Annotated in this window: 20 protein-coding genes; 14 read left to right on the top strand and 6 right to left on the bottom strand. The window is 70.9% G+C overall.

Going from position 1 to position 20,391, the window contains the following annotated elements:
• Nucleotides 1-30: 30 nt before the first annotated feature.
• Complete coding sequence (locus AC0IWM_RS14095; protein ID WP_471755948.1) at nt 31-954, bottom strand: lipid kinase; 924 nt, start codon at nt 952-954, stop codon at nt 31-33.
• 397 nt (nt 955-1,351) lie between these two features.
• Between AC0IWM_RS14095 and AC0IWM_RS14090 the strand changes: the two genes are divergently transcribed.
• The 5 genes from AC0IWM_RS14090 (at nt 1,352) to AC0IWM_RS14070 (ending at nt 6,773) form a co-directional block, all read left to right on the top strand.
• Nucleotides 1,352-2,263 (top strand): hypothetical protein, encoded by a 912-nt coding sequence (locus tag AC0IWM_RS14090; RefSeq protein ID WP_471755946.1) that lies wholly within the window; start codon nt 1,352-1,354, stop codon nt 2,261-2,263.
• A 47-nt stretch (nt 2,264-2,310) separates the two neighbouring features.
• Nucleotides 2,311-3,537 (top strand): thermonuclease family protein, encoded by a 1,227-nt coding sequence (locus AC0IWM_RS14085; RefSeq protein ID WP_471755944.1) that lies wholly within the window; start codon nt 2,311-2,313, stop codon nt 3,535-3,537.
• Between the two features lie 99 nt (nt 3,538-3,636).
• Nucleotides 3,637-4,617: an SPFH domain-containing protein gene (locus tag AC0IWM_RS14080; RefSeq protein WP_471755942.1), complete on the top strand. Its 981-nt coding sequence runs from the start codon at nt 3,637-3,639 to the stop codon at nt 4,615-4,617.
• Nucleotides 4,614-5,048: an NfeD family protein gene (locus AC0IWM_RS14075; protein ID WP_471755940.1), complete on the top strand. Its 435-nt coding sequence runs from the start codon at nt 4,614-4,616 to the stop codon at nt 5,046-5,048. The genes AC0IWM_RS14080 and AC0IWM_RS14075 overlap by 4 nt, the downstream gene beginning before the upstream one ends.
• A 279-nt stretch (nt 5,049-5,327) precedes the next feature.
• A complete protein-coding gene (locus tag AC0IWM_RS14070; RefSeq protein ID WP_471755938.1) occupies nt 5,328-6,773 on the top strand; it encodes a phosphomannomutase in 1,446 nt (481 codons plus the stop codon).
• An 80-nt stretch (nt 6,774-6,853) separates the two neighbouring features.
• Here AC0IWM_RS14070 and AC0IWM_RS14065 read toward each other — a convergent pair whose 3' ends face one another.
• Nucleotides 6,854-9,769, bottom strand: a complete 2,916-nt coding sequence (locus AC0IWM_RS14065) for a phosphoenolpyruvate carboxylase (RefSeq protein WP_471755936.1) — start codon at nt 9,767-9,769, stop codon at nt 6,854-6,856.
• 310 nt (nt 9,770-10,079) lie between these two features.
• On the opposite strand from AC0IWM_RS14065, the gene AC0IWM_RS14060 reads away from it, so the two are divergent.
• Genes AC0IWM_RS14060 through AC0IWM_RS14050 form a run of 3 tightly spaced genes read left to right on the top strand, consistent with a single transcriptional unit; the run spans nt 10,080 to nt 11,695 of the window.
• Nucleotides 10,080-10,391, top strand: coding sequence for a hypothetical protein (locus AC0IWM_RS14060; RefSeq protein ID WP_471755934.1), 312 nt, complete (start codon nt 10,080-10,082; stop codon nt 10,389-10,391).
• Nucleotides 10,391-11,209 (top strand): hypothetical protein, encoded by an 819-nt coding sequence (locus AC0IWM_RS14055; protein WP_471755932.1) that lies wholly within the window; start codon nt 10,391-10,393, stop codon nt 11,207-11,209. Before AC0IWM_RS14060 ends, AC0IWM_RS14055 begins: the two co-directional genes overlap by 1 nt.
• A gap of 36 nt (nt 11,210-11,245) precedes the next feature.
• On the top strand, nt 11,246-11,695 hold the full coding sequence (locus tag AC0IWM_RS14050; RefSeq protein WP_056476514.1) for a cupin domain-containing protein: 450 nt from the start codon (nt 11,246-11,248) through the stop codon (nt 11,693-11,695).
• A 25-nt stretch (nt 11,696-11,720) separates the two neighbouring features.
• Here AC0IWM_RS14050 and yddG read toward each other — a convergent pair whose 3' ends face one another.
• Nucleotides 11,721-12,590 carry an aromatic amino acid exporter YddG gene (yddG, locus tag AC0IWM_RS14045; RefSeq protein ID WP_471755930.1) on the bottom strand — a complete coding sequence of 290 codons (870 nt, stop codon included), beginning with the start codon at nt 12,588-12,590 and terminating at the stop codon, nt 11,721-11,723.
• Nucleotides 12,591-12,742: 152 nt separating this feature from the next.
• Here yddG and AC0IWM_RS14040 point away from each other — a divergent pair, with 152 nt between their 5' ends.
• Nucleotides 12,743-13,999 carry a glycerophosphodiester phosphodiesterase family protein gene (locus AC0IWM_RS14040; protein ID WP_471755928.1) on the top strand — a complete coding sequence of 419 codons (1,257 nt, stop codon included), beginning with the start codon at nt 12,743-12,745 and terminating at the stop codon, nt 13,997-13,999.
• A gap of 36 nt (nt 14,000-14,035) precedes the next feature.
• Here the strand turns inward: AC0IWM_RS14040 and phbB are convergent, their stop codons facing one another.
• The gene (phbB, locus tag AC0IWM_RS14035) at nt 14,036-14,767 is read right to left on the bottom strand and encodes an acetoacetyl-CoA reductase (RefSeq protein WP_471755926.1); all 732 of its coding nucleotides are present in this window, start codon (nt 14,765-14,767) and stop codon (nt 14,036-14,038) included.
• A 133-nt stretch (nt 14,768-14,900) separates the two neighbouring features.
• Entirely contained in the window at nt 14,901-16,082 is a 1,182-nt protein-coding gene (locus AC0IWM_RS14030) for an acetyl-CoA C-acetyltransferase (RefSeq protein WP_447678213.1), read from the bottom strand.
• Between the two features lie 316 nt (nt 16,083-16,398).
• Between AC0IWM_RS14030 and phaR the strand changes: the two genes are divergently transcribed.
• Both phaR and AC0IWM_RS14020 read left to right on the top strand, forming a co-directional pair.
• Nucleotides 16,399-17,025, top strand: coding sequence for a polyhydroxyalkanoate synthesis repressor PhaR (gene phaR, locus AC0IWM_RS14025; RefSeq protein WP_056476526.1), 627 nt, complete (start codon nt 16,399-16,401; stop codon nt 17,023-17,025).
• A gap of 153 nt (nt 17,026-17,178) precedes the next feature.
• The gene (locus AC0IWM_RS14020; RefSeq protein ID WP_471755924.1) at nt 17,179-17,427 is read left to right on the top strand and encodes a hypothetical protein; all 249 of its coding nucleotides are present in this window, start codon (nt 17,179-17,181) and stop codon (nt 17,425-17,427) included.
• Nucleotides 17,428-17,564: 137 nt separating this feature from the next.
• Here AC0IWM_RS14020 and rpmF read toward each other — a convergent pair whose 3' ends face one another.
• Nucleotides 17,565-17,753 carry a 50S ribosomal protein L32 gene (gene rpmF, locus AC0IWM_RS14015; protein WP_055946842.1) on the bottom strand — a complete coding sequence of 63 codons (189 nt, stop codon included), beginning with the start codon at nt 17,751-17,753 and terminating at the stop codon, nt 17,565-17,567.
• Nucleotides 17,754-18,140: 387 nt separating this feature from the next.
• Here rpmF and AC0IWM_RS14010 point away from each other — a divergent pair, with 387 nt between their 5' ends.
• The 3 genes from AC0IWM_RS14010 (at nt 18,141) to AC0IWM_RS14000 (ending at nt 20,322) form a co-directional block, all read left to right on the top strand.
• A complete protein-coding gene (locus tag AC0IWM_RS14010) occupies nt 18,141-18,503 on the top strand; it encodes a helix-hairpin-helix domain-containing protein (protein ID WP_471755922.1) in 363 nt (120 codons plus the stop codon).
• A 166-nt stretch (nt 18,504-18,669) separates the two neighbouring features.
• A complete protein-coding gene (locus AC0IWM_RS14005) occupies nt 18,670-19,296 on the top strand; it encodes a ribonuclease D (RefSeq protein WP_471755920.1) in 627 nt (208 codons plus the stop codon).
• 213 nt (nt 19,297-19,509) lie between these two features.
• Nucleotides 19,510-20,322, top strand: coding sequence for a lipopolysaccharide-assembly, LptC-related protein (locus tag AC0IWM_RS14000; RefSeq protein ID WP_471755918.1), 813 nt, complete (start codon nt 19,510-19,512; stop codon nt 20,320-20,322).
• Nucleotides 20,323-20,391 lie beyond the last annotated feature (69 nt).

Here is a 20,391-nt window from a genome sequence, read left to right as displayed (position 1 = left end):
GGCCGGTTCCGGCCCCGGATTTGGCAGGGTTCAGGCCGTGAGGCCGGCGCCGCTCGAAGCTGCACCGGACCGTTCGGCCGGCGCTGGGCTGAAGATCCGCACCGCCTTCGGCAGGACCTTGAAGTGGGCCGGCGTATACGTCGACAACTCGCCATCGGTGTTCACCGGCCGCGGCTTCTTGGTCTTGACCACGATCTCGGTAGTGCTGAAGGCCCGCACGTCGGCCGCCTTGCCCTGGGTGCCCCTGCGCAGGGCTGGCAGCAGCATCAGCAGCCGCCACCAATGAGCGACCTCCAGGCTGTAGAAGTCGAGCTTGCCGTCGTCGACGGTGGCCGTCTCCTCCACGGTCATGCCGCCGCCGTAGTGGCGGCCATTGCCCACCGAGACCTGGATGGTGCGCACGGTCTCGGTCTGCCCATCATGCTCGATATAGACGGTGAAGGGCCGCATCCGCCGGAGGACGCGAACCGCCGCGATGCCGTAGCCGAGGGTGCCCCAGGTCTTCTTCGATTCCGCCGTGAGGTCGCCGGCGAGGTCCGCCGAGAACCCGATGCTGGCGACGTTGAAGTAGTAGTGTCCGTTGACGCAGCCGAGATCGGCCGGGCGCGCCTCCGCGCTGGTGATGAGGCGGGCGGCCTCCACAGGGTCGACGGGCAGGCCGAGGGAGCGGGCGAGATCGTTGGCCGTGCCGAGGGGCAGGATACCCAGGGGCAACCCCGTCTCCACCAGGGCGGGCGCGGCCGCATTGAGCGTGCCATCGCCGCCGCCGAGAATGACGAGGTCGCAGCCCGGCGCATGGCGCTTGATGACGGCGGTGCAATCGGCGTCGCCCGGTGGCTCGAACGGCTCGATGCCACCGGCACGCAGGACCTCGCGCACCTCGTCCAGGGAGAAGCTGCCGTTGCGGGCCTTCGGATTGACGAGGAGGAGCGCCTTCCGGGCGAGCGCGCTCATCGTGGTCCTCCGGATCGGTTCTGATCGGGCCGGACCGGATCGGGCGGAAGACTACGAGGGACCATGAGGTTCGACACCCTCCGGTGCGTTCGCGCCGCGTCAGCGCAAAAGCATGGAAGGGTCCGACATCACGGTCAACGCCTCGACCGCCAGAGGGGCCCGGACCCGCACCACAAGGTGGGTTCAGGCTTGGCAATGACAAGAGCCGGCCGGCACAAGAGTCGGCGCCCTGATGCGTCCCCGCAATCCTCGCGATCCTCCACAGGTCGAGAACCCGGGCCGCAACGTTGCGCGCGCATTCAGGGAAACTTAGCGGGCACACCCGACGTTTCACACCGGTCGATCGGTCCCGCACGCGCCTTTCCGAAACCCCGGCCGCGACCTCGGTGATGATCCCATGCGCCACGGTCCAGTCTTCCACCGAACCAGCCTCGTCCGATTGGCGCAGGTCCGCCTCGCCCTCGCATCCTCGGTCGCCCTGGTGGGCACGGCGCTGTCCCTGGGGACGGCGGAGGCGCAGTCGCGCCCGGGCTGGGTCGATCCCCCGGCGCGCCAGGCCGAGACCCCGGGTTCAGGCAAGATCATCGGCGAGAAGCCGTCGGGCGAGAAACCTGTTGCCGAAAAACCCGCTGTGGAGGCGCCCGCGCCGGCGAGGATCCAGGCCGAGAGTCAGGCGCCCCAGGACCCGGCGGTCTCCGAGCGGACCCCGATGGCCTCGCACCGGCGGCGCGTCGCCGGTTCCTCCGCCGAGGGACGCCGCTCCCCGATGCGGAGCACCGTGCCGGAGCGCCTCCACATCCGTCCGCGGCTCGCCGACACCCCCACGCCGATGGCGCCGCCGGTGGCGGCTTCCGAGGCCCGCTTCCCCGAATGGGCCGTTGCCGCGACACGCCTGACCGACCGCTACCTCGACAGCGTCTCGGCGCCCGGCGACGCGATGGTGGCCGCCGCACCCCGGTTCTATGCCGAGCGCGTTCGTTTTCACGGCCGGACTCTGTCGCTGGCCGCGCTCATCGCCGAGAAGCGACGCTTCGTCCGGCGCTGGCCCGAGCGGCGCTACGAGGCGCAGGGCGGCGCCACCCGGACGGCCTGCAACGCCGCCAGTGCAACCTGTATCGTGAACACCACCTTCGATTTCCGCGCCGACAATCCGGTCCGCGGCGTTCGCTCCCAAGGCGTCTCGGAGCTCACCCTCACCATCAGCTTCGCCGGGGAACGCCCGCTCATCGTCGCGGAATCGAGCCGCGTCCTGCGCCGCTATGGTGCCGGGCCCCAGAGCGCTATAGCGGGTGCTCAGCGTGGGGCCTGAGGCCGGCCCGCCGCGATCGGTGCGTCATACCCGGAGTTGTTCGCGTCTTGGATGATCGAGATCCACCCTCGCCGGTGCCGGGTGACGCGCGACAGGACGGGACGGCCTCGGAGCGCGAGGCCCTGCGCGTCCGCATCGCCGAAGCGGTCGCGCAGGCCGGCGCCCATCCGGTAGCGGAGCGGACACTCGCGCTCCTGGCGGAGGCGGCCCTCGTACCGAGCCCGGAACCTCCCGGTTACCGCGTGGTCGACCGAACGGGCGCGCCGCGCCAGGTCACCGCGACGGATGGCGCCCCTGTCCCGATGGACCTGTCGGCCCTCCTCGCGGAACTCCGCGACCGGCATCCCACCTTGTTCCGGCCGGTCCCCGCGCCGGAACCCGAGCGCGAACCGGAGCCCGTTCCGACCGAGGACTTTCGAACGGCGACGGCGCGGTTCGTCGAGACGCAGTCGGTCCTCGCCCGGTCGCTGATGGCGCGTTCGGCCGGCCGGGGCCGCGCCCTCGCCACGTCCGTCTCCGACCGCCTGGCAACGCTGCGGCGCAGCCGCGCCGAGGCCTCGCCGGCCGAGCCGGTCGCGCCCGGCGCCGCGGTGGAACCGGCGGAGCCGACCCGGGCCGGCCTCGTCGCGGGCCGCGTCCGGGAGGGAGCGCAGCGGGTCGGCGGCTATGCCCGCGGCCGGTTCGCCGACAGCGCGTCGCGGCTGGGCGAGGTCGCCCGCGACCGCAACGTGCTGCGGGACGCCTTGTCCCGGCGCGCCCTTCCGATCGGGCTCGGCGCCGCCGCCCTCGTGGCGCTGCTTGCCGTTCTCGGCGGACGGACGCCCCAGGAGACGGCGCCGGCCGAGACCGGCGCGCCGGCACAGTCCCGGCCGCAGGCCCCATCGGCCACGCCGCCACCGAGCGCTCCCGACATGAGCCCGGCCGCGCCGGAGGAGCCGCCGCCGAAGCGGGCCTCGGCCAACGAGTTCAGCGGCCCGGTCGAAGTCATCGACACCGCGACCCTGCGCGTCGGCGGCAAGCTCGTGCGCCTGTTCGGAGTCGAGTGGGTCCGCGGCGGACAGGCCGACGAACTCACCCGCTACCTCGCCGGCCGCACGGTGACCTGCCAGCCGGTGGCCGGCAGCGAGGCCCGGCTGTGCTCGGTGGACGGGCGCGACCTCTCGGAGGTGGTGCTGTTCAACGGCGGCGGCCGCGCCTCCCCCGAGGCGACGCCCGACCTCGTGGCCGCCGAGGACCATGCCCGCGCCGAGCGCCTCGGCGTCTGGTCCCGCTGACGCCCTGAACCCATCCAAAGCGCGGCGGCGCACAAAACACCCTTGCGTCGCAGCGGTCCCCTGGTCTCAATGCCGGCGGGATTGTCGCGGGGGCGGGGCATGGATTTCTCTGTGGGCGTGAGCGTCGCGGCGGTGGTTCTCGTGGCGCTCGTCGTCATCACCCTCGGGATCGGCATCAACATCGTGCCGCAGGGGCACGTCTACACGGTGGAGCGGTTCGGCAAGTACCACCGCAGCCTGGAATCCGGCCTCGGTCTCATCGCCCCCTATGTCGAGCGCATCGGCCGGCGGGTGAACGTCATGGAACAGGTCATCGACGTGCCGAGTCAGGAGGCCTTCACCCGCGACAATGCCGGGGTGCGGATCGACGCCGTGGTCTTCTATCAGGTGCTCGATGCGGCCCGTGCCTCCTACGAGGTCTCGAACCTCGAGGTCGCGATGATGACCCTGACCATGACCAACATCCGCACGGTGGTCGGCTCGATGGACCTCGACCAGCTGCTGTCCCATCGCGACGAGATCAACGAGCGCCTGCTGCGGGTGATGGATGCCGCTGCCTCGCCCTGGGGCGTGAAGATGACCCGCATCGAGATCAAGGACATCGTGCCGCCCGCCGACCTTGCCGGTGCGATGGCGCGCCAGATGAAGGCCGAGCGCGAGAAGCGCGCCTCGGTGCTCGAGGCGGAAGGGCACCGGCAGGCCGAGATCCTGCGAGCGGAGGGACGCAAGCAATCGGCGATCCTGGAGGCGGAAGGGCGCAAAGAGGCGGCTTTTCGCGATGCGGAAGCCCGTGAACGCGGCGCCGAGGCGGAGGCGCGGGCGACGCAACTCGTCAGCGAGGCCATCGCCAAGGGCGATCTCGCGGCGGCGAACTTCCTCGTGGCCGAGAAGTACGTCGAGGCGTTGAAGGCCATCGCCACGGCGCCGAACCAGCGCGTGGTGGTTGTGCCGATCGAGGCGGCGGCCCTGGCCGGCACCCTGGGCGGCATAGCCGAGATCACGCGCAGCGTCTTCGGCGAGGGCGCTCCGGCCCGCAAGAGCACCGGCCTGCCGCCGAATGTCGGGGGCAGCGTCCGATGATCGCGTCGTTCGTCGAGGCGATCGGACCCGCCTGGACCTGGATCCTGATCGGCCTCGTGCTGATGGGGACGGAACTCGTGGCGTCCGGTGTCTTCCTGCTCTGGCTCGGGCTGGCAGCCCTGGTGACGGGGCTGCAGATCCTCCTCGTGCCGATGCCCTGGCAGGGGCAGATCCTGCTCTTCGGTATCCTCTCCGTGCTCTTCGCGGTGGTGGCGAGCCGGCGGACCAAGGCAACCAACACCCTGAACCAGGGCGCCCAGGGGCTGGTCGGGCGCGATTACCTCCTCTCGGCCCCGATCGTGGCGGGCGAGGGCCAGATCCGCGTCAACGACACCCTCTGGCGCGTCACCGGCCCGGATGCGCCGCTGGGTGCGCGGGTGCGCGTGACGGGGGTGGAGGGCACGCTGCTGACAGTGGAGGCGGCCCCCTAGGAAACGACCGGCGCCAGGCCGGTCGTCGTCGAATCGGAGAGGTGCCGGCCCGACGGTGGCAAAGGAGGATGCGGGAATTTCTCGTGTCCCGCCTCCTCGACCGTCGCAGGGCATTCCTCGGGCAATGGTCTCGGAGCGTCCCCGCGGCGCAGCTTCCCTCGTCCGTCCGAGACCCTCCGCGACGAACCGAGATTCATTTGAGAAAGCTGACGGCTATTTATAGAAGCGCAGGTGGCGCCCCCCTCACCATTGTGTCGCGCCCCTCTGACAGGACATCTCATGAGCAGCTTGAAGTTCGGAACGAGCGGTTTGCGCGGGCTGGTCACAGATCTCGTGGGGTGGCCAAGCTATGCCTACGCAAGCGCCTTCTTCCGCTCCATTGCCGCGACGACCGGCGCCGGCCAAACCGTCGTGATCGGGCGGGACCTGCGCGACAGCAGCCCCGGCATCGCGGCGACGGTGGCCGCTGCCGCGACGGGCGCCGGCTTCACGGCGATCGATTGCGGCGCGCTGCCGACGCCGGCCTTGGCACTGGAGGCGCTGCGACGCGGCGCCTGTGCCGTGATGGTCACCGGCAGCCACATCCCGGAGGACCGGAACGGTCTGAAGTTCTACCGGCCCGACGGCGAGATCACCAAGACCGATGAGGCCGCGATCCTGGCCGCCCTCGGCGACATCTCCACGGAAGGCCCCATGGCGCCCGCCGCTCCCGCTACGCCTGAACCCGGCGCGACGGACCGTTACCGCCAGCGCTACTGCGAGGCCTTCGCATCCGACATCCTGGCCGGCCTCCGGATCGCGGTCTACCAGCAGAGTTCCGTGGCGCGGGACCTGCTCGTCGAACTGCTCACGGCGCTGGGTGGCGACGTGGTCTCGATCGGGCGCGCGGAGCGCTTCGTTCCGATCGACACGGAGGCCCATCGCCCCGAGGACATCGCCTTCATCCGCGATGCCATGGCGTCCGGCGAATTCGACGCCCTCGTGACGACAGACGGCGACGCCGACCGGCCGCTGGTTGCGGATGCCGCCGGTCGGATCCTGCGGGGGGATGTGCTCGGGCTGATCACGGCACGCTATCTCGGCGTCGATACCGTCGTGGTGCCCGTAACGGCCGGCTCGGCCATCGAGCAGGCGGGCGGATTCCGGCGCGTGCTGCGCACCCGGGTGGGGTCGCCCTACGTCATCGCCGGCATGGCCCGGGCGGAGGCGGAGGGCGCCGAAGCCGTCGTCGGCTTCGAGGCGAATGGCGGCTTCCTGCTCGGCTCGGACGTAAGGCTCGGTGGCCGAACCCTGCCCGCACTGCCGACGCGCGATGCGATGCTGCCCATCCTGGCGACGCTGGCCGCGGCGCGCAAAGCCGGATTGTCCCTCGCGGATCTCGTCGCGTCCCTCAACGTGGGTGAGACCGCGAGCGACCGCCTGCCCAACACGCCGGCCGAGAAGAGCGGCGCCTTCCTGCGGCAGCTCGGCCAGGAGGCCTACCGGCGGGATTTCGTTCGGCCGATCGGCGAGCCGCGCGCCGTCGACGAGCAGGACGGCGTGAGGATGGAGCTCGATGGCGGGCGGACCATCCACTTCCGCGCCTCCGGCAACGCGCCCGAGCTGCGCTGCTACGCCGAGGCGGGGACGGCCGACGAGGCGGAAGGACTGGTCCGTTGGGGATTGGCCGCCGCGGCCGCCGCGATGACGACGGGCGCATCGGGCTCGGCCTCCGCGCCGCACTGATCGGCGCTCGGGACCCTGAGTTCAAAAGGCCGCCGGCGCGATCCGGCGGCCCCGATGCGCCGGGGCCGCGAGGCCCGGCCTCAGCCGAACGCGCCCACCTCGTGCTGGATCATGCCCGAGATCTCGCGCACGCGCTGAAAGCTGCGCCGAATCGGTTCGAACAGCGTCCTGTGCTCGGCCTCGTAGGTGCCGACGTCGCGGGGGCCGGCGGGCTCGCCGAAGTTCAGGCCGAGGGTCGGATCCGGGGTGATCGGGAAGATATCTTCCAGTAGCGCGAGGCAGCCATCGATATCGAGGCGCAGGAAGCGCTCGATCAGTGCCTCGCGACTCACGCCCGATTGCGGCCGGAAGCCCGGGATGTGCACGGCCAGGAACCAGATCCGATGGATCAGCGCGAGCCGGATCGCGTGCAGCAGGGTCAAGCGGGCCGACATCCGGCCGAGGTCGGGCGCGGCAACCTGCAGGTCGAGCCAATCGCAGGTGAGGCGGCCGAACAGGTGGCGCAGGTCGGGGGCGAGGCGCAGGCGGTCGAGGGCGTTGGCGATCACCACGAGCTCCTCGCGCCGGCCGTCGCGCTGGGTGCGCCGGGCCCGCTCCAGCCACACCGCCGGATCGAGGGTGTCGATGTAGGCACGCAGGACGTCGAGGTCGGCGACGTTGGCGGCGTGCTGTACCAGGCGAAAGGCACGCGAGAAGCGCACCGAATCGCGCCGCATGTCGCGGAACAGGTCCGGGGTCCGACCGGCGGCCCGCCCAACGCCGTGCAGGGAATTGGCCAGGAAGCCGAGCTGCTGCAGGATCGCGTTGTTGGGAATCGCCCGCATCTGACGCGGATGGGTGATCATGGTCGGGCCGCCGCCATCGGTCTGGCGGGCGACCGGCCGGGAGCCGGTGCGGTCGAGAAGGCTCGGGCCGAAGGTGCCGAGCAGGGCGGCGTAGCCGGGATCGTCCACCAGCGCCTCCATGTCTTGGCGCACCACGGTGAAGAACTCGGCGGCGAAGTCCGGCTCGGCGTAGATCGGGTCGTCGGTCTCGTCGGCCCCGCTCGCCGGATCGGACAGCACGTAGTCGGCGAAGCTGTCGTCGTCGGCGACGTCGAAGGCGAAGACGTGCTCGGCGATGCGCTCCACCGTAGCCTCGGCCAGGGGCAGGGTGCCGAACATCAGGTAGCCGTCCGAGCCCTGGAAGCTCGATTCGAGGCGCACCCGGATGCCCGCGTTCCGGTTGCGCCGGCGGGCATCCTCCGGAGCGAGATAGGCGAGGCGATCGCGCAGGGAGGTCGGATGCGCGCCCCGGCCGATGGACTCGCCGTGGGTGTCGAAGATCGCGAGCTCGACCCCCGTGAGGTCGTTCTGCACCATCAGCTCGGTGATGCGCAGGCGTAGGCGCTCGATCCAGAAGCTCGCGGCGAGCTGGCCGACGTAGCGCCCGGAATCCGAGTAGCCGAACTGCACCGTCAGGCGCCCAATGCGCTTGAGATACTGCCGCCAATGCGGGTTGCGAAGCGCATCGTCGAGGACGCGGATGCCCTGTTCCAGGGCGCTGGCCGTCTCGAACAGCGGCGTGATCTCGACCTTGTCGGCGATGCCGTAGTGGCGCGCCAGCCAGAGCGCGGCGAGCAGGGTATAGCCGGTCTCGGTCTCGGCGATGAGGAAGCGCACGGGGTGCGTGCCGTCCACGTGCTTGAGGATCTGCGTGATCGTCATCATCAGCCGGGCGGCCGAGGCCCGCTCGGCGGCCAGCGCCCCGAAATCGACATCCACTGCCTGCACGTCGTTGAGGAGCGCGTGGATGGTGGCCAGATGCGAGCGGCGCTGGGCGGCATCCGTGGGCTCGCCCTCGATGTCGGTGACGCGGCGCACCGCGTTGTGGATCTGGCTGGCGTTGAGCCGAAAATGCGGCAGGGCGTTCGAGAGGCCGTGGGTGGCGATGCCGGAGCGCAGGAGTGCGATGCTGTGCTTGTCGGCATCCGACTCGGCGGCTCCGATGGCCCCCGCGAGCCCGGCCAGGATCGCGCTGGAATCGGCCTGGGCGCGCTCGCGCTCGATGATCAGGGCGAGGGCGAAGCGGTGTACCGCCTCCAGGGACGGCTTGGTCCCGAGGCGGGGCGCCACGGCGAGTTGGCGGTTCACGGCGGCGAGCGCGCTCCCCGTGAGGTCACGCACCACCTGGGTCGCCGGCACCTGTGGCAGCTGGCGCATCACCCGGTCGAGCTGCATCCGCTTCGATTCGAGGCGGTAGCGCAGGGTGTCCCACCAGCCGATATCGGTGCGCCCGTCGGTGTCGCAGCCGACCCAACTCGCGATGGCGAAGGGCTTCGGTACGAGCTCCGTCCAGCGGTCGGGCCAGCGCTTCCGGGCGGCGTCGAGGAGCGCGGCGTTGAAGCCGTCGAGGGCGGTGCGGCCGTGATTGGCCGCGACGCAGGCCTGGTCGAACTCGTCGTCGAGGCTGATGTTCGGATCGGGCCGGGTCGAGAGGCCGGCCGCGCGCGCGAGCAGCGGCTCCCGGGTTGCCCCCTCGGCCTCGGTCGCCGCCTGGGCGATCAGGGCGGCGACGGCGCGCGGCATTCCGAAGGTCGGGTGGGCGGTAAAGACCACGGCGAAGCCGGTGCGGCCCACGAGGTCCCGGAAGGTCTCGAAATCCCCCTGGCGCGCCGGCACCGCCGCCACGAGGCGGGCGGCCATCCGGGCGTCGGGCGTCAGTGCGGCGTCCCGGTCGAGCCCGACATAGGCGCGCAGGCGCTCGGCGCGGGCGGCCAGGGACTGCGACCGCAGGCGCGGAAACAGGGCATCGAGGTCGTCCTCGCCGATCTCGCCCCGGTCGAACCGCCGGGTGATGGCCAGCGTCACCGCGAGAACGGGGTTGCGGAACGGGTCCTCCGCCGCCTGCTCGCGGGATTCCTCGATCAGCCGCAGGAGATCACGCTCCAGGCCCTCGGCCCCCTTCGGATCGTGGCCGGGGTCCGGGGCGGCATCGGCCGGGCTGAGGTCATGCATGCGCATCGATCGACCTTGGGGTTCGGGAGCGGGCTACGGCGTCATACGGTATGCGGACGACGCCGGTGCGTCGGAACTGCGCGGAATCCACGGGCGTCGTCAGGGGCCGCTGGTTCTGTCCCGGGTTTTCGCGGTGGCACGCTCCATGCCCGACGGCCCCGGCTCTCGGGGGCATCGGGCCGGGATGGAGACGTACCTTCTGACATCGCTGGTCCGGGACGCAAGGACCGTTCCGAGCTTCGGCGGGGCTCGGCGAAAGCGCCGGGGGAGGATGCAACGCGGCGCGTCCTGGGCTAACGCTGGACCCGGCATGGAAACACTCCTGATCCTGGGGGCCCTCGGCGTCCTCCTGTTCTCCGGCTTCCTCGTGGCCCTGCAGCTCACGCGCGGGCGCCGGCCGGAGCTGCGCATGGGGCGAGAGGAAGACCTCGTGGACGAGGCCGACGGCGAGGATCTGTTGATCCGGAGCCTGGAGCCGATGCGCGCGAGCCCCATCGACCGCACCGCGACCATCCTGGACATCGAGCCCGAGCGGCCGCCCGCGATTTCGGGCGAGGCCCCGCCCAAGGAGCTCCCGTCGCCGCACGTCCGAGACCCGCATCGAGATCGAGAGCTTCGCTGATGGTGTGCTCCCGCACGCGCCGGTGGGTGGCCCTCCTGCCCCTGGCCGCCCTGATCGCGGCCGGCCCGGCCCGGGCCCAGGCCCCCGAACCAGCGCCGGAGGCCGAGGCACCGGCCGCATCCGAGCCGCAGGCACCCCCCCGCAAGGCCACCCCGAAGCCCAGGCCGAAGCCGGTGGCCAAACCCGTCGCCAAACCCGTCGCCAAACCCATCGCCAAGCCGGTGGCGGCCGAGGCGCGACCCGCCGCGCCGGAGCCCGTGCCCGCCGCCCCGGCGCCGATGCCGGCCGCCAACCTGCCCGGCCTGACCGTGCAGTGCGAGGCTCGGGCGGCCCTCTACGAGGGGCCGAAGGATTTCTCCGTCTGGGTCACCCGTACGGGGGCCGTCATCGTCGAGAACCCGCTGCGTCCGCTCACGCCGGAGACCACCCGGGTGCTCGAGGTCGTCATCGCCGGCAAGGCCGCCACCGCGTACGGTCCCGACCTGTTCGCCCTGCGGCGCGGCGGAAGCCCGACGGCGTTGGGCGCGCTGCTCGGCGCCCCGGTCCGCTGGGATCCCACCCCGGCGACATTGCCCGACACCCTCAACATCGTCTCCGAGACCGGTCAGAACCTGGCGCAGCTCGGGTTCCGCGAATGCGGCGAGGCCCCTGCGGTGAAGAGCGCGCCGGTCGCCGCCAAGGACGACGCCGCCAAGGCGGGAAAGAGCCCGTCGAAGCCGAAGGGCCGGCCCAAGGTGGCGAAGGGCTCGGCGGACGGGGCATCATCCGGCGCCAAGGCGCCGCCCGGCCTCAGCCTGCCGCAGGGCGCCATCGAGTGACCCGGTCCGGAGGAGTTCGCCCATGAGTGTGCGTCGATGAGTGCGGGATCGCAGGGACCGACCGCCGCGGAGGTGATCGCCCGCCTCGGCCTCGCGCCGCACCCGGAGGGCGGGCATTATCGCGAGACCTTCCGCGACCCGCGCACCGTGGACGGGCGCTCGGTGGGCAGCGCGATCTACTACCTCCTCGATCTCGGCGAGGTGTCCGAGTGGCACCGGGTGGATGCGGCCGAGATCTGGCACTGGCACGCGGGCGCTCCCCTCGTCCTGACGGTGAGCCCCAACGGCCACGATGCCAGCGCGGCCTATCTCGGCCCCGACCTCGCCCGGGGCCAGCAACCGCAGCTCGTGGTTCCGGCCGGGCATTGGCAGACCGCCACCAGCCTCGGTGCCTGGACGCTGGTGGGCTGCACGGTCTCTCCGGCCTTCACGTTCGCCGGCTTCGAGATGGCGCCGCCGAACTGGCGCCCCACGCCCCGATCCTGATGCCGAAGGTCCTGATCGGTGAGGCCTAGCGCGCGGCGGCGCGGGAGGCCCACACCGCCACCCCGGCGCCGAGGACGATGAGGAGGCAGGCAAGCGCCAGGGCCGGGCTCGGCTCGGCGTAGCCGGCGAGCACCAGGGTCAGCGTCGACAGGATCGGAGCCGCGTAGGCCGCGACCCCCAGGAGGCGCAGGTCGCCCCGCTTGACGCCGATGTCCCAGAGGTAGAACGCGGCGCCCACGGGCCCGAGCCCGAGGGCGACGACCGCACCCCATTGCACCGCGCCCTCGGGCCACAGCGTCGTCTCGAAGGCGCGGTGGCAGACGAGGCTCAGGGCAGCGGTGGCGAGGCAGAAGCCCGCCACCGCATCGGTCGGCACGGCCCCGACCCGGGACGAGAGCACGGAATAGCCCGACCAGACGAAGGCGGCTGCCAGCGCCGCGAGGTAGCCGGGCATGGCCCCGGCAGCGAAGTCGATCCCGCCCCGCCCGGCGAACAGTGCCACGACGCCGGCGAGCCCGAGGGCGGCTCCCCCGAGATGGCCCGCGCGCAGGCCCGCCGCCCCGGAAAGCCGGGCCGACAGCAGCACGATGAGCAGGGGCCAGAGGTAGTTGAGCAGGCCCGCCTCGGCCGGCGGGGCGAGACGCAGGGCGGCGAAGTACAGGGCATGGTATCCGAACAGGCCGCCGATGCCGAGGAGCCAGACCGGCCAGGGCTGGCGCAGGGCCCGGATACCCGCGGGGCGCGCGAGCCAGCTGGCGCAGCCGACGAGGCCGCCGAGCGTGAAGGTCATCGCGGCGAGCTGAAACGGCGGCACCGCCCCCGACAGGGCCGTGAGCAGGGCGAGCAGCGACCAGAGCAGGATCGCGCCGAAGCCGAGCAGGGTCGCGGAGGGCATGGGAAACCGGATGTCCGAGGAGGGGGGGCGGGCCGCTGTCCCATGCCGGAGGCGTCCCGGGCAAGCGACGACGTCCGGTGCGGCTCCCTTCATCGACCGGTTACGGGCGCACGCTACCTACTACGGGCAGACGAGCGACACGGAGGCGGACCATGGGCGCGGCTTCTCTCGGACGGGGACGCACCCGGACGGCGTCGGCCCTGGGGCTGGTCCTGCTCCTCGCCGCAGGCCCGGCGATGGCCGGCGAGCCGGCCCAGCTCGGCCCGCGGCCGTTCTACCTCGTGGACAGCATGAAGCCGGGTCCCTTGAAGGAACGCCTGCAGGCCTGCGGCGCGGACAGGGCCTACACCGCCCGCACCTTCTCGATCGCGCACAGGGGCGCGCCGCTGCAGTTTCCCGAGCATACCCGGGAGGGCATCCTGGCGGCCGCCCGCATGGGCGCCGGCGTGATCGAGTGCGACGTCGCCTTCACGCGCGATCGGCAGCTCGTCTGCCGGCATGCCCAGTGCGACCTCCACACCACCACCGACATCCTCGCCCGCCCGGACCTGGCGGCCAAGTGCAGCCAGGACTTTCAGCCCGCCGACCCGGCCACCGGGCGCAAGGCCTCGGCCCGCTGCTGCACCAGCGACCTGACCCTGGCCGAGTTCAAGAGTCTCAACGGCAAGATGGACGCCAGCGATCCGCAGGCCACGACACGGGAGGCCTACGCGAACGCGACCCCGCGCTGGCGAACCGATCTCTACGCCACCACCGGCACGCTGATGACCCATGACGCGTACATCGCCCTGGTCAAATCCCTGGGGCGCCGGTTCACGCCCGAACTGAAGGCGGCCGAGGTGCCGATGCCCTTCGCGGGGTACGGCCAGGACCAGTACGCCCAGGCGATGATCGACGCCTACAAGCGGGCGGGCATTCCGGCCTCCGACGTGCGGCCGCAGAGCTTCCAGCTCCGGGACATCCTGTACTGGCTGAAGGCGGAGCCCGAATTCGGGCGGCAGGCTCTCTGGCTCGACAACCGCGACGAGACCGATCCGGGTTTCGACCCCGAGAAGCCGGAGAGCTGGAAGCCCGGCATGACGGAATTGGCCGGCCTCGGCCTGCGCACCCTGGCGCCGCCGCTCTGGATGCTGGTCCGGGTCGGGCCGAACGGGGCGATCGAGCCCTCAGCCTATGCGCGCGCGGCGCGGGCCGCCGGCCTCGACCTGATCACCTGGTCGCTGGAGCGCTCGGGGCCGCTGAAGGACGGGGGAGGATACTACTACAAGTCGATCCGCCCGGTGATAGACCGGGACGGCGACACCTTCGCCCTCCTCGACGTGCTCCACCGCGACGTCGGCGTGAAGGGGGTGTTCTCGGACTGGCCGGCGACGACGACGTTCTACGCGAACTGCCTCGGCATCGAGTGAGGGGCGCGGCTCCCGCGACGGGAGCCGCGCGAACCATTATCCGGCGATGTACTGGGCGCCGTTGATGGTCAGGGTCGAGCCGGTGATGAAGCCCGAATCATCGGCGGCGAGATACTCCACCGCGCGGGCGATCTCCTCCGCCTCGCCGAGACGGCCCACCGGGATCGTCGAGATGATCTTGTTGCGCACGTCCTCCGGCACCGCCATCACCATGTCGGTGGCGATGTAGCCCGGCGCGATCACGTTGACGGTGATGCCCTTCGAGGCGCTCTCCTGGGCCAGGGCCTTGGCGAAGCCGATCACGCCGGCCTTGGCGGCGGAGTAGTTGGCCTGGCCGACCTGGCCCTTCTGGCCGTTGATCGACGAGATCAGGATGATGCGGCCGAAGCCCCGGTTGCGCATGCCCTCGATGACCGGCCGGGTGACCGTGAAGGCGGAGTCGAGGTTGGTCTTGATGACCGCCTGCCACTTCTCGAAGGTCATCTTGTGGAACAGGCCATCGCGGGTGATTCCGGCATTGTTGACCAGGATGTCGACCGGGCCGACCTCGGACTCGACGGCCTTGATGCCGGCCTCGCAGGCGGCGTAGTCGCCGACGTCGAACTTGAAGACCGGGATGCCGGTCTCTTCCTTGAAGGCGTTGGCGGCCTCGTCGTTGCCGCCATAATTGGCCGCGACCTTGTAGCCCTTGGCCTTCAGGCCCTTGGAGATGGCGGCGCCGATGCCGCGGGTGCCGCCGGTGACGAGTGCGACGCGTTCCTGAGCCATGGTTTCCTCCGAAATCCGGTTTCTTGTGATTTTGGTCGGCCGGTCGCGCCTGAGCGGAGCGCCCGCGCATCACGCGACCGATTTAGATCTGCGGCGCCGTCAAGAATTCATCCAGCGCCGCTCGGGACGCGGCTCAGACGCGCTCGACGCAGAGGGCGACGCCCATGCCGCCGCCGATGCAGAGAGTTGCGAGGCCGCGCTTGGCGTCCCGGCGCTTCAGCTCGTGCAGCAGGGTGACGAGGACGCGGGCACCGGAGGCGCCGATCGGGTGGCCGATGGCGATGGCGCCGCCATTGACGTTCACCTTGTCGGTGTCCCAGCCCATGTCCTTGTTCACGGCGAGCGCCTGGGCGGCGAAGGCCTCGTTGGCCTCGATCAGGTCGAGGTCGGACGGCTTCCAGCCTGCCTTGTCGAGAGCCTTGCGCGAGGCCGGGATCGGGCCGGTGCCCATCACCTTGGGGTCGACGCCGGCCGTGGCCCAGGAGACGATCCGGGCCAGGGGCTTGATGCCCCGGCGCTCGGCTTCGGAGGCCGACATCAGCACGATGGCGGCGGCGCCGTCGTTCAGGCCCGAGGCGTTGGCGGCGGTCACGGTCCCGTCCTTGGTGAAGGCCGGCTTGAGCTTGGCCATCGCCTCCACGGTCGCGCCGTCACGGATGTACTCGTCGGTGTCGACGATCACGTCGCCCTTGCGGCCCGGCACGGTGACGGGGACGATCTCCTCCTTGAAGCGGCCCTCCCGGCGGGCGGCTTCCGCCTTGTTCTGCGAGGCCGTGGCGAACTGGTCCTGCTGCTCGCGGGTGAGCTGGAAGGCCTGGGCCACGTTCTCGGCCGTCTGGCCCATGTGGTAGCCGTTGAAGGCGTCCCAGAGCCCGTCCTTGATCATGGTGTCGACGAGCTTGACGTCGCCCATCTTCTGGCCGCCGCGCAGGTACTGCGCGTGGGGGGAGAGGGACATCGATTCCTGGCCGCCGGCCACGATGACGGTGGCATCGCCGTTGGCGATCTGCTGCATGCCGATGGCGACGGTGCGCAGGCCCGAGCCGCAGACCTGGTTGACGCCCCAGGCCGTGGCCTTCTCGGGGATGCCGGCCTTGATCGCGGCCTGGCGGGCGGGATTCTGGCCGGCGCCGGCGGTGAGCACCTGGCCGAAGATCACCTCGTCCACGTCGTCGGCGGGGACGCCGGCGCGCTCGAGGGCCGCCTTGATCGCCACGGCGCCGAGGTCGTGCGCGGGGACGGTGTTGAACACGCCGCCGAACGAGCCGACCGCGGTGCGTGCCGCGCCGACGATGACGATGTCTTCTGCTGCCATGGTGACGTTCTCCTCATCCCGGCCGGCGCTCCCTTGACGCTCGGATGTCGATCGAGCGTGGGCGCCTTTGTGCCGTTCCCCCGGATGAAAGCCGTCGACCCTGCGAAGTCAAGGCACCCGAGGGTTGTTTGAGGCTCCTCCCGTGACAGGAAACGCTCCCTTGCGTGGTATTCCGCGGGATGGGCGCTAAATTGCTGTTTTCGTCGGCACGCGAACGTCTTAAGGTGCACTTGTGCGCCGCGGGATCGGGCAGTGGTCCTCAGCGCCATCGAAGAAGATTGCGCGGCGATGAACGCGTCGGGAGAGGCCCCCAGAAATGGCGGATAACGGTAAGTCCACCCACACCGTCATCAAGAAATACGCCAATCGGCGCCTCTACCACACCGGGACGTCGACCTACGTCACCCTCGAGGACTTGGCGACGATGGTGCAGAACGGCGAGGATTTCCTCGTCTACGATGCACGCTCGGGCGACGACATCACCCGCTCGGTGCTGACGCAGATCATCTTCGAGCAGGAGAACAAGGCCGGCGAGGACAACCTGCTGCCGGTGGCCTTCCTGCGCCAGCTGATCCGCTTCTACGGCGACAGCATGCGCACCATGGTCCCGAGCTTCCTGGAATTCTCGATGGCCAACTTCGCCCGGGACCAAGAGGGCCTGCGCGAGAAGATGACCCAGAGCTTCGCGCCCACCGCGTTCCAGAGCGCGATGGAAGAGCAGGTCCGGGCCAATATGAGCTTCTTCGGCGACGCGATGAAGATGTTCACCACCTTCGGCACTGGCCCGCTCTCCGGCATGGGCACGCATCCCTCCTCGGCAGGCAAGTCCGGCGCGGGCGTTCCCGCACCGGTCCAGCACGCCTCCGGCGGAAGCGACCTCGACGATCTCAAGCGCCAGATGGCCGAGATGCAGTCCCGTCTCGAGGATCTGGCCAAGAAGTAGGCCAAGAAGGAGGCAGGCGGCGTCTGCGGGCGTCGCCCGGCACCCTCAGCCGGTAACCTTGCTGCGAGACCGGCGCCCGAGCAAAGGTTGACGAACCGTTAACGCGGGCCAATTCTGTTCCCACGGGCCATGCGGGCGCGGGGAGCGACGGCCATGGGGCATGCCGAGGCGGAGCGGGAAGGCCCGGCAGGCGCGTGGCCCGGATCGGCCGCTGCCGCACGTCGCGACCTCGTGGTCATCTCCGGCGTCGAGGCGCCCGGATACCGGCCGATTCCAGCCCGTCCCCTCTCCGGTTTCCTCGCCCAGCTCATCGTCAGCGCCGAGCCGACCCTGCGGCCCTCGCGCATCGAGCGCACGCGCTCGGCTGCCGCGCGCTACGCCGAGGCTGCGCGCCGCGCCTGACGGCTACCGACATCGCCCTCTGCGGGGTGCCGCAGCGGATTCGCCCAACGAAAAAAGCCGGGCCCTTGCGGGGCCACGGCTCGGAAATCTCGCATGTGCGGTTCGGTCGGGGCAGCCGCACGGCGCCCCCGCGAGACTCAGGCCTCGGTCGACTTCACCTTCAGAACCTGACGGCCCCGGTACATGCCGGTCTTCAGGTCGATGTGGTGAGGACGGCGCAGCTCGCCCGAATCCTTGTCGGTGACGTAGGTCGGGGCCTTGAGGGCGTCGGCGGAGCGGCGCATGCCGCGACGCGAGGGAGAGGTCTTTCGCTTCGGAACGGCCATCGGAAGAGTCCTGTACGGCAAAAAAGGCACCGTGGGCGCGACTTCCAGGGGAAGGCCGCCTCGGTACCGTGGTCAAACGGAGATTCGCTGGCGGCTCTATAACGCCGTGCGCGGGTTCTGGCTAGAGTGTCCCGCGCAGCAGGCCGGAACGGGCGGTGCCGAGAGGTCCTGCCCTGATCGGAGCCGCGCGCGGCGAAGTTCCTCGGCCATCGCCTCGCCGGCTTGGGCCTCGTCCAGAATCTCCGGAGGATTCGCCCCCGCGGCACGGCGTCAATTCCGGCGCGGAAACGCGCGAGGACTTTAATCTGCGGTTCAAGTTGGAGCTTCTATTCGGGGAACAGGCTCGCTGCCGCATCGCGCGGACGGCGATGCTTTCGGGAGACATCCATGTCCTCATCCCTGCTGCGTACCCTCGCCGTTCTGACCTGCTTCGCCGCCGGTCCCGCCCTGGCCCAGGCGCCGAGCCCGGCCACCCCCAGCCCCGCGACCGCACCGAAGACGGTGGCGCCGACCGCCCCCGCGGCCCCGAAGGCGCCGACGGTCGAGCCGGCTGCGAAGACGGCCCTCATCGACATCAACAGCGCCACCGCCGCCGAGCTCGACGCCCTGCCGGGCATCGGCGCCGCCCGCGCCGCCGCGATCATCAAGGGGCGTCCCTACCGCGGCAAGGACGAGCTTCTGTCCAAGAAGATCATCCCGCAGAACGCCTATGACGGCATCAAGGACAAGGTCATCGCCAAGCAGAAGTAAGGTCGGCCGAGCAGGCCGGAGGCCCGGCGCGGCGTGTGGGGTGTCCCCGCGCGCCGCGCAATCTGCCACCCTTGCGGGGGTCCGGGCCGGGTGATAGGCGCCGGGGATCACACGAGAAACGCCGTTCGTGGCCCGTCGTCGATCCCAGCGCGGAAATTCCCCGTCCATGCCGCCGCATCCCGCCATCCGCCTGCATCGCGGCGACCTGCCCGCCGACTACGTCGCCGGCCCGGCCATCGCCATCGACACCGAGACCCTCGGTCTCAACCCCCATCGCGACCGGCTCTGCGTCGTGCAGATCTCGCGCGGCGACGGCACCGCCGACGTGGTCCAGATCGTGCCCGGCGGTCCCGCCCCCGAGGTGCTGATGCGCGTGCTGGCCGATCCCGCCACCCTGAAGATCTTCCACTTCGCGCGCTTCGATCTCGCGGTGCTGTTCCACGGCCTCGGCGTCATGCCGGCCCCGGTCTACTGCACCAAGGTCGCCTCGAAGCTGGCGCGCACCTACACCGACCGCCACGGCCTGAAGGACGTGGTCCGCGAACTCGTGGGCGTCGACCTTTCCAAGCAGCAGCAATCCTCGGACTGGGGCGCCGACACCCTGAGCCAGGCGCAGGTCGATTACGCCGCCTCCGACGTGCTCTACCTCCACGCCGCGCGGGCGCGCCTCGACGCGATGCTGGAGCGGGAGGGCCGCACGGACCTCGCCCGGAACTGCTTCGCGTTCCTGCCCACCCGCGCCCGGCTCGATCTGGCGGGCTGGGCGGAGACCGACATCTTCGCGCATGCCTGAGGACGGGCGGGGGTCGCAGGAACCGCCGTGCGCCGCCGCACATCCCCGATCCCACCCCTGCGCCATTCCGCCTTTCGCGGAAGCGGAGGCTTGATGCTTTCTCAAGCTTCCGGCCATAACTTCGCCATTGCCCCCGGGCATCCGGCGGTCGACCCAGCCGTGGCGCGCCCCTCGCGAGCGTCGACGCCGCCGGGGCACGGTGTTGGGAAGATCATGCACGTGGGCGCGGCGATCGAGACGGGGCAGACGAACGGCGGCCGCGTCGATGTGCGCCGGACCCGTGCCCATGCGCGGGCGCGCAACCACAGCAGCCACGTGCGCGCCCTGCGCCGCCTCATCCCCCTCGCCGCCGGAACCGCCGTGCTGGCGCTGGCGGTCGTCACCCTGTTCAACCCGTTCGGGGCCGGCCTTCCCGACGTGTCGATGGGCCAGGTCAGCCTGTCGGGCAGCAAGGTGAAGATGGAGAACCCGCGCCTCTCCGGCTTCCGCAAGGGCGATCGGGGCTACGAGGTCACCGCCACCGCCGCCTTCCAGGACGTGCGCAAGCCGAGCGTGATCGAGCTGCAGGCGATGAAGGGCCAGCTCAACACCGACGACAAGGGCGGCCTCGTCCATCTCGAAGCCGCCTCCGGCGTGTTCGATTCGTCCCGGGAGGCCATGACCCTCGAGCGTGACATCCGCCTCTGGACCGACAAGGGCGAGGAGGTCCGCCTGAAGACGGCCGCCGTCGACTTCAAGGCCGGCAGCGTCCGCTCGAGCGAGACCGTCACGGTCTCGATGCCCAGCGGCACCATCGTGGCCGACACCCTCGAAGTGATCGATAGCGGCCATGTGATCTCCTTCGTCGGCAACGTCCACACGGTCCTGCATGGGCGGGAGCGGACCGGGCAGGATCCGCAGGACAAGTCCGAAGCGCAGGTGGACAAGGCCCAGGCCGACCCGGCTCAGGTCGCCGGCCTGGCCGACAAGCCCGCCCGCATCCGGACCACGGCGGCCGAACCCGATGACGGGGAGCGCCGCCGGTGACGCGGTCCGCGGGCAAGGACATCGTTTCCCACCGGCACCGGGTGCCCCTCGCGCTCGTCCTGGCGGTCC

The organism is Methylobacterium sp. AC433 (genome assembly GCF_979253015.1).
This window is presented reverse-complemented; position numbering and strand designations above follow the sequence as displayed.

Excerpts from the sequence above, each read along its gene's own strand:
- AC0IWM_RS14095 (WP_471755948.1), bottom strand. The coding sequence starts at position 954 with ATGAGCGCGCTCGCCCGGAAGGCGCTCCTCCTCGTCAATCCGAAGGCC.
- AC0IWM_RS14090 (WP_471755946.1), top strand. The coding sequence starts at position 1,352 with ATGCGCCACGGTCCAGTCTTCCACCGAACCAGCCTCGTCCGATTGGCG.
- AC0IWM_RS14080 (WP_471755942.1), top strand. The coding sequence starts at position 3,637 with ATGGATTTCTCTGTGGGCGTGAGCGTCGCGGCGGTGGTTCTCGTGGCG.
- AC0IWM_RS14075 (WP_471755940.1), top strand. The coding sequence starts at position 4,614 with ATGATCGCGTCGTTCGTCGAGGCGATCGGACCCGCCTGGACCTGGATC.
- AC0IWM_RS14070 (WP_471755938.1), top strand. The coding sequence starts at position 5,328 with ATGAGCAGCTTGAAGTTCGGAACGAGCGGTTTGCGCGGGCTGGTCACA.
- AC0IWM_RS14065 (WP_471755936.1), bottom strand. The coding sequence starts at position 9,769 with ATGCATGACCTCAGCCCGGCCGATGCCGCCCCGGACCCCGGCCACGAT.
- AC0IWM_RS14060 (WP_471755934.1), top strand. The coding sequence starts at position 10,080 with ATGGAAACACTCCTGATCCTGGGGGCCCTCGGCGTCCTCCTGTTCTCC.
- AC0IWM_RS14055 (WP_471755932.1), top strand. The coding sequence starts at position 10,391 with ATGGTGTGCTCCCGCACGCGCCGGTGGGTGGCCCTCCTGCCCCTGGCC.
- AC0IWM_RS14050 (WP_056476514.1), top strand. The coding sequence starts at position 11,246 with ATGAGTGCGGGATCGCAGGGACCGACCGCCGCGGAGGTGATCGCCCGC.
- yddG (WP_471755930.1), bottom strand. The coding sequence starts at position 12,590 with ATGCCCTCCGCGACCCTGCTCGGCTTCGGCGCGATCCTGCTCTGGTCG.
- AC0IWM_RS14040 (WP_471755928.1), top strand. The coding sequence starts at position 12,743 with ATGGGCGCGGCTTCTCTCGGACGGGGACGCACCCGGACGGCGTCGGCC.
- phbB (WP_471755926.1), bottom strand. The coding sequence starts at position 14,767 with ATGGCTCAGGAACGCGTCGCACTCGTCACCGGCGGCACCCGCGGCATC.
- AC0IWM_RS14030 (WP_447678213.1), bottom strand. The coding sequence starts at position 16,082 with ATGGCAGCAGAAGACATCGTCATCGTCGGCGCGGCACGCACCGCGGTC.
- phaR (WP_056476526.1), top strand. The coding sequence starts at position 16,399 with ATGGCGGATAACGGTAAGTCCACCCACACCGTCATCAAGAAATACGCC.
- AC0IWM_RS14020 (WP_471755924.1), top strand. The coding sequence starts at position 17,179 with ATGGGGCATGCCGAGGCGGAGCGGGAAGGCCCGGCAGGCGCGTGGCCC.
- rpmF (WP_055946842.1), bottom strand. The coding sequence starts at position 17,753 with ATGGCCGTTCCGAAGCGAAAGACCTCTCCCTCGCGTCGCGGCATGCGC.
- AC0IWM_RS14010 (WP_471755922.1), top strand. The coding sequence starts at position 18,141 with ATGTCCTCATCCCTGCTGCGTACCCTCGCCGTTCTGACCTGCTTCGCC.
- AC0IWM_RS14005 (WP_471755920.1), top strand. The coding sequence starts at position 18,670 with ATGCCGCCGCATCCCGCCATCCGCCTGCATCGCGGCGACCTGCCCGCC.
- AC0IWM_RS14000 (WP_471755918.1), top strand. The coding sequence starts at position 19,510 with ATGCACGTGGGCGCGGCGATCGAGACGGGGCAGACGAACGGCGGCCGC.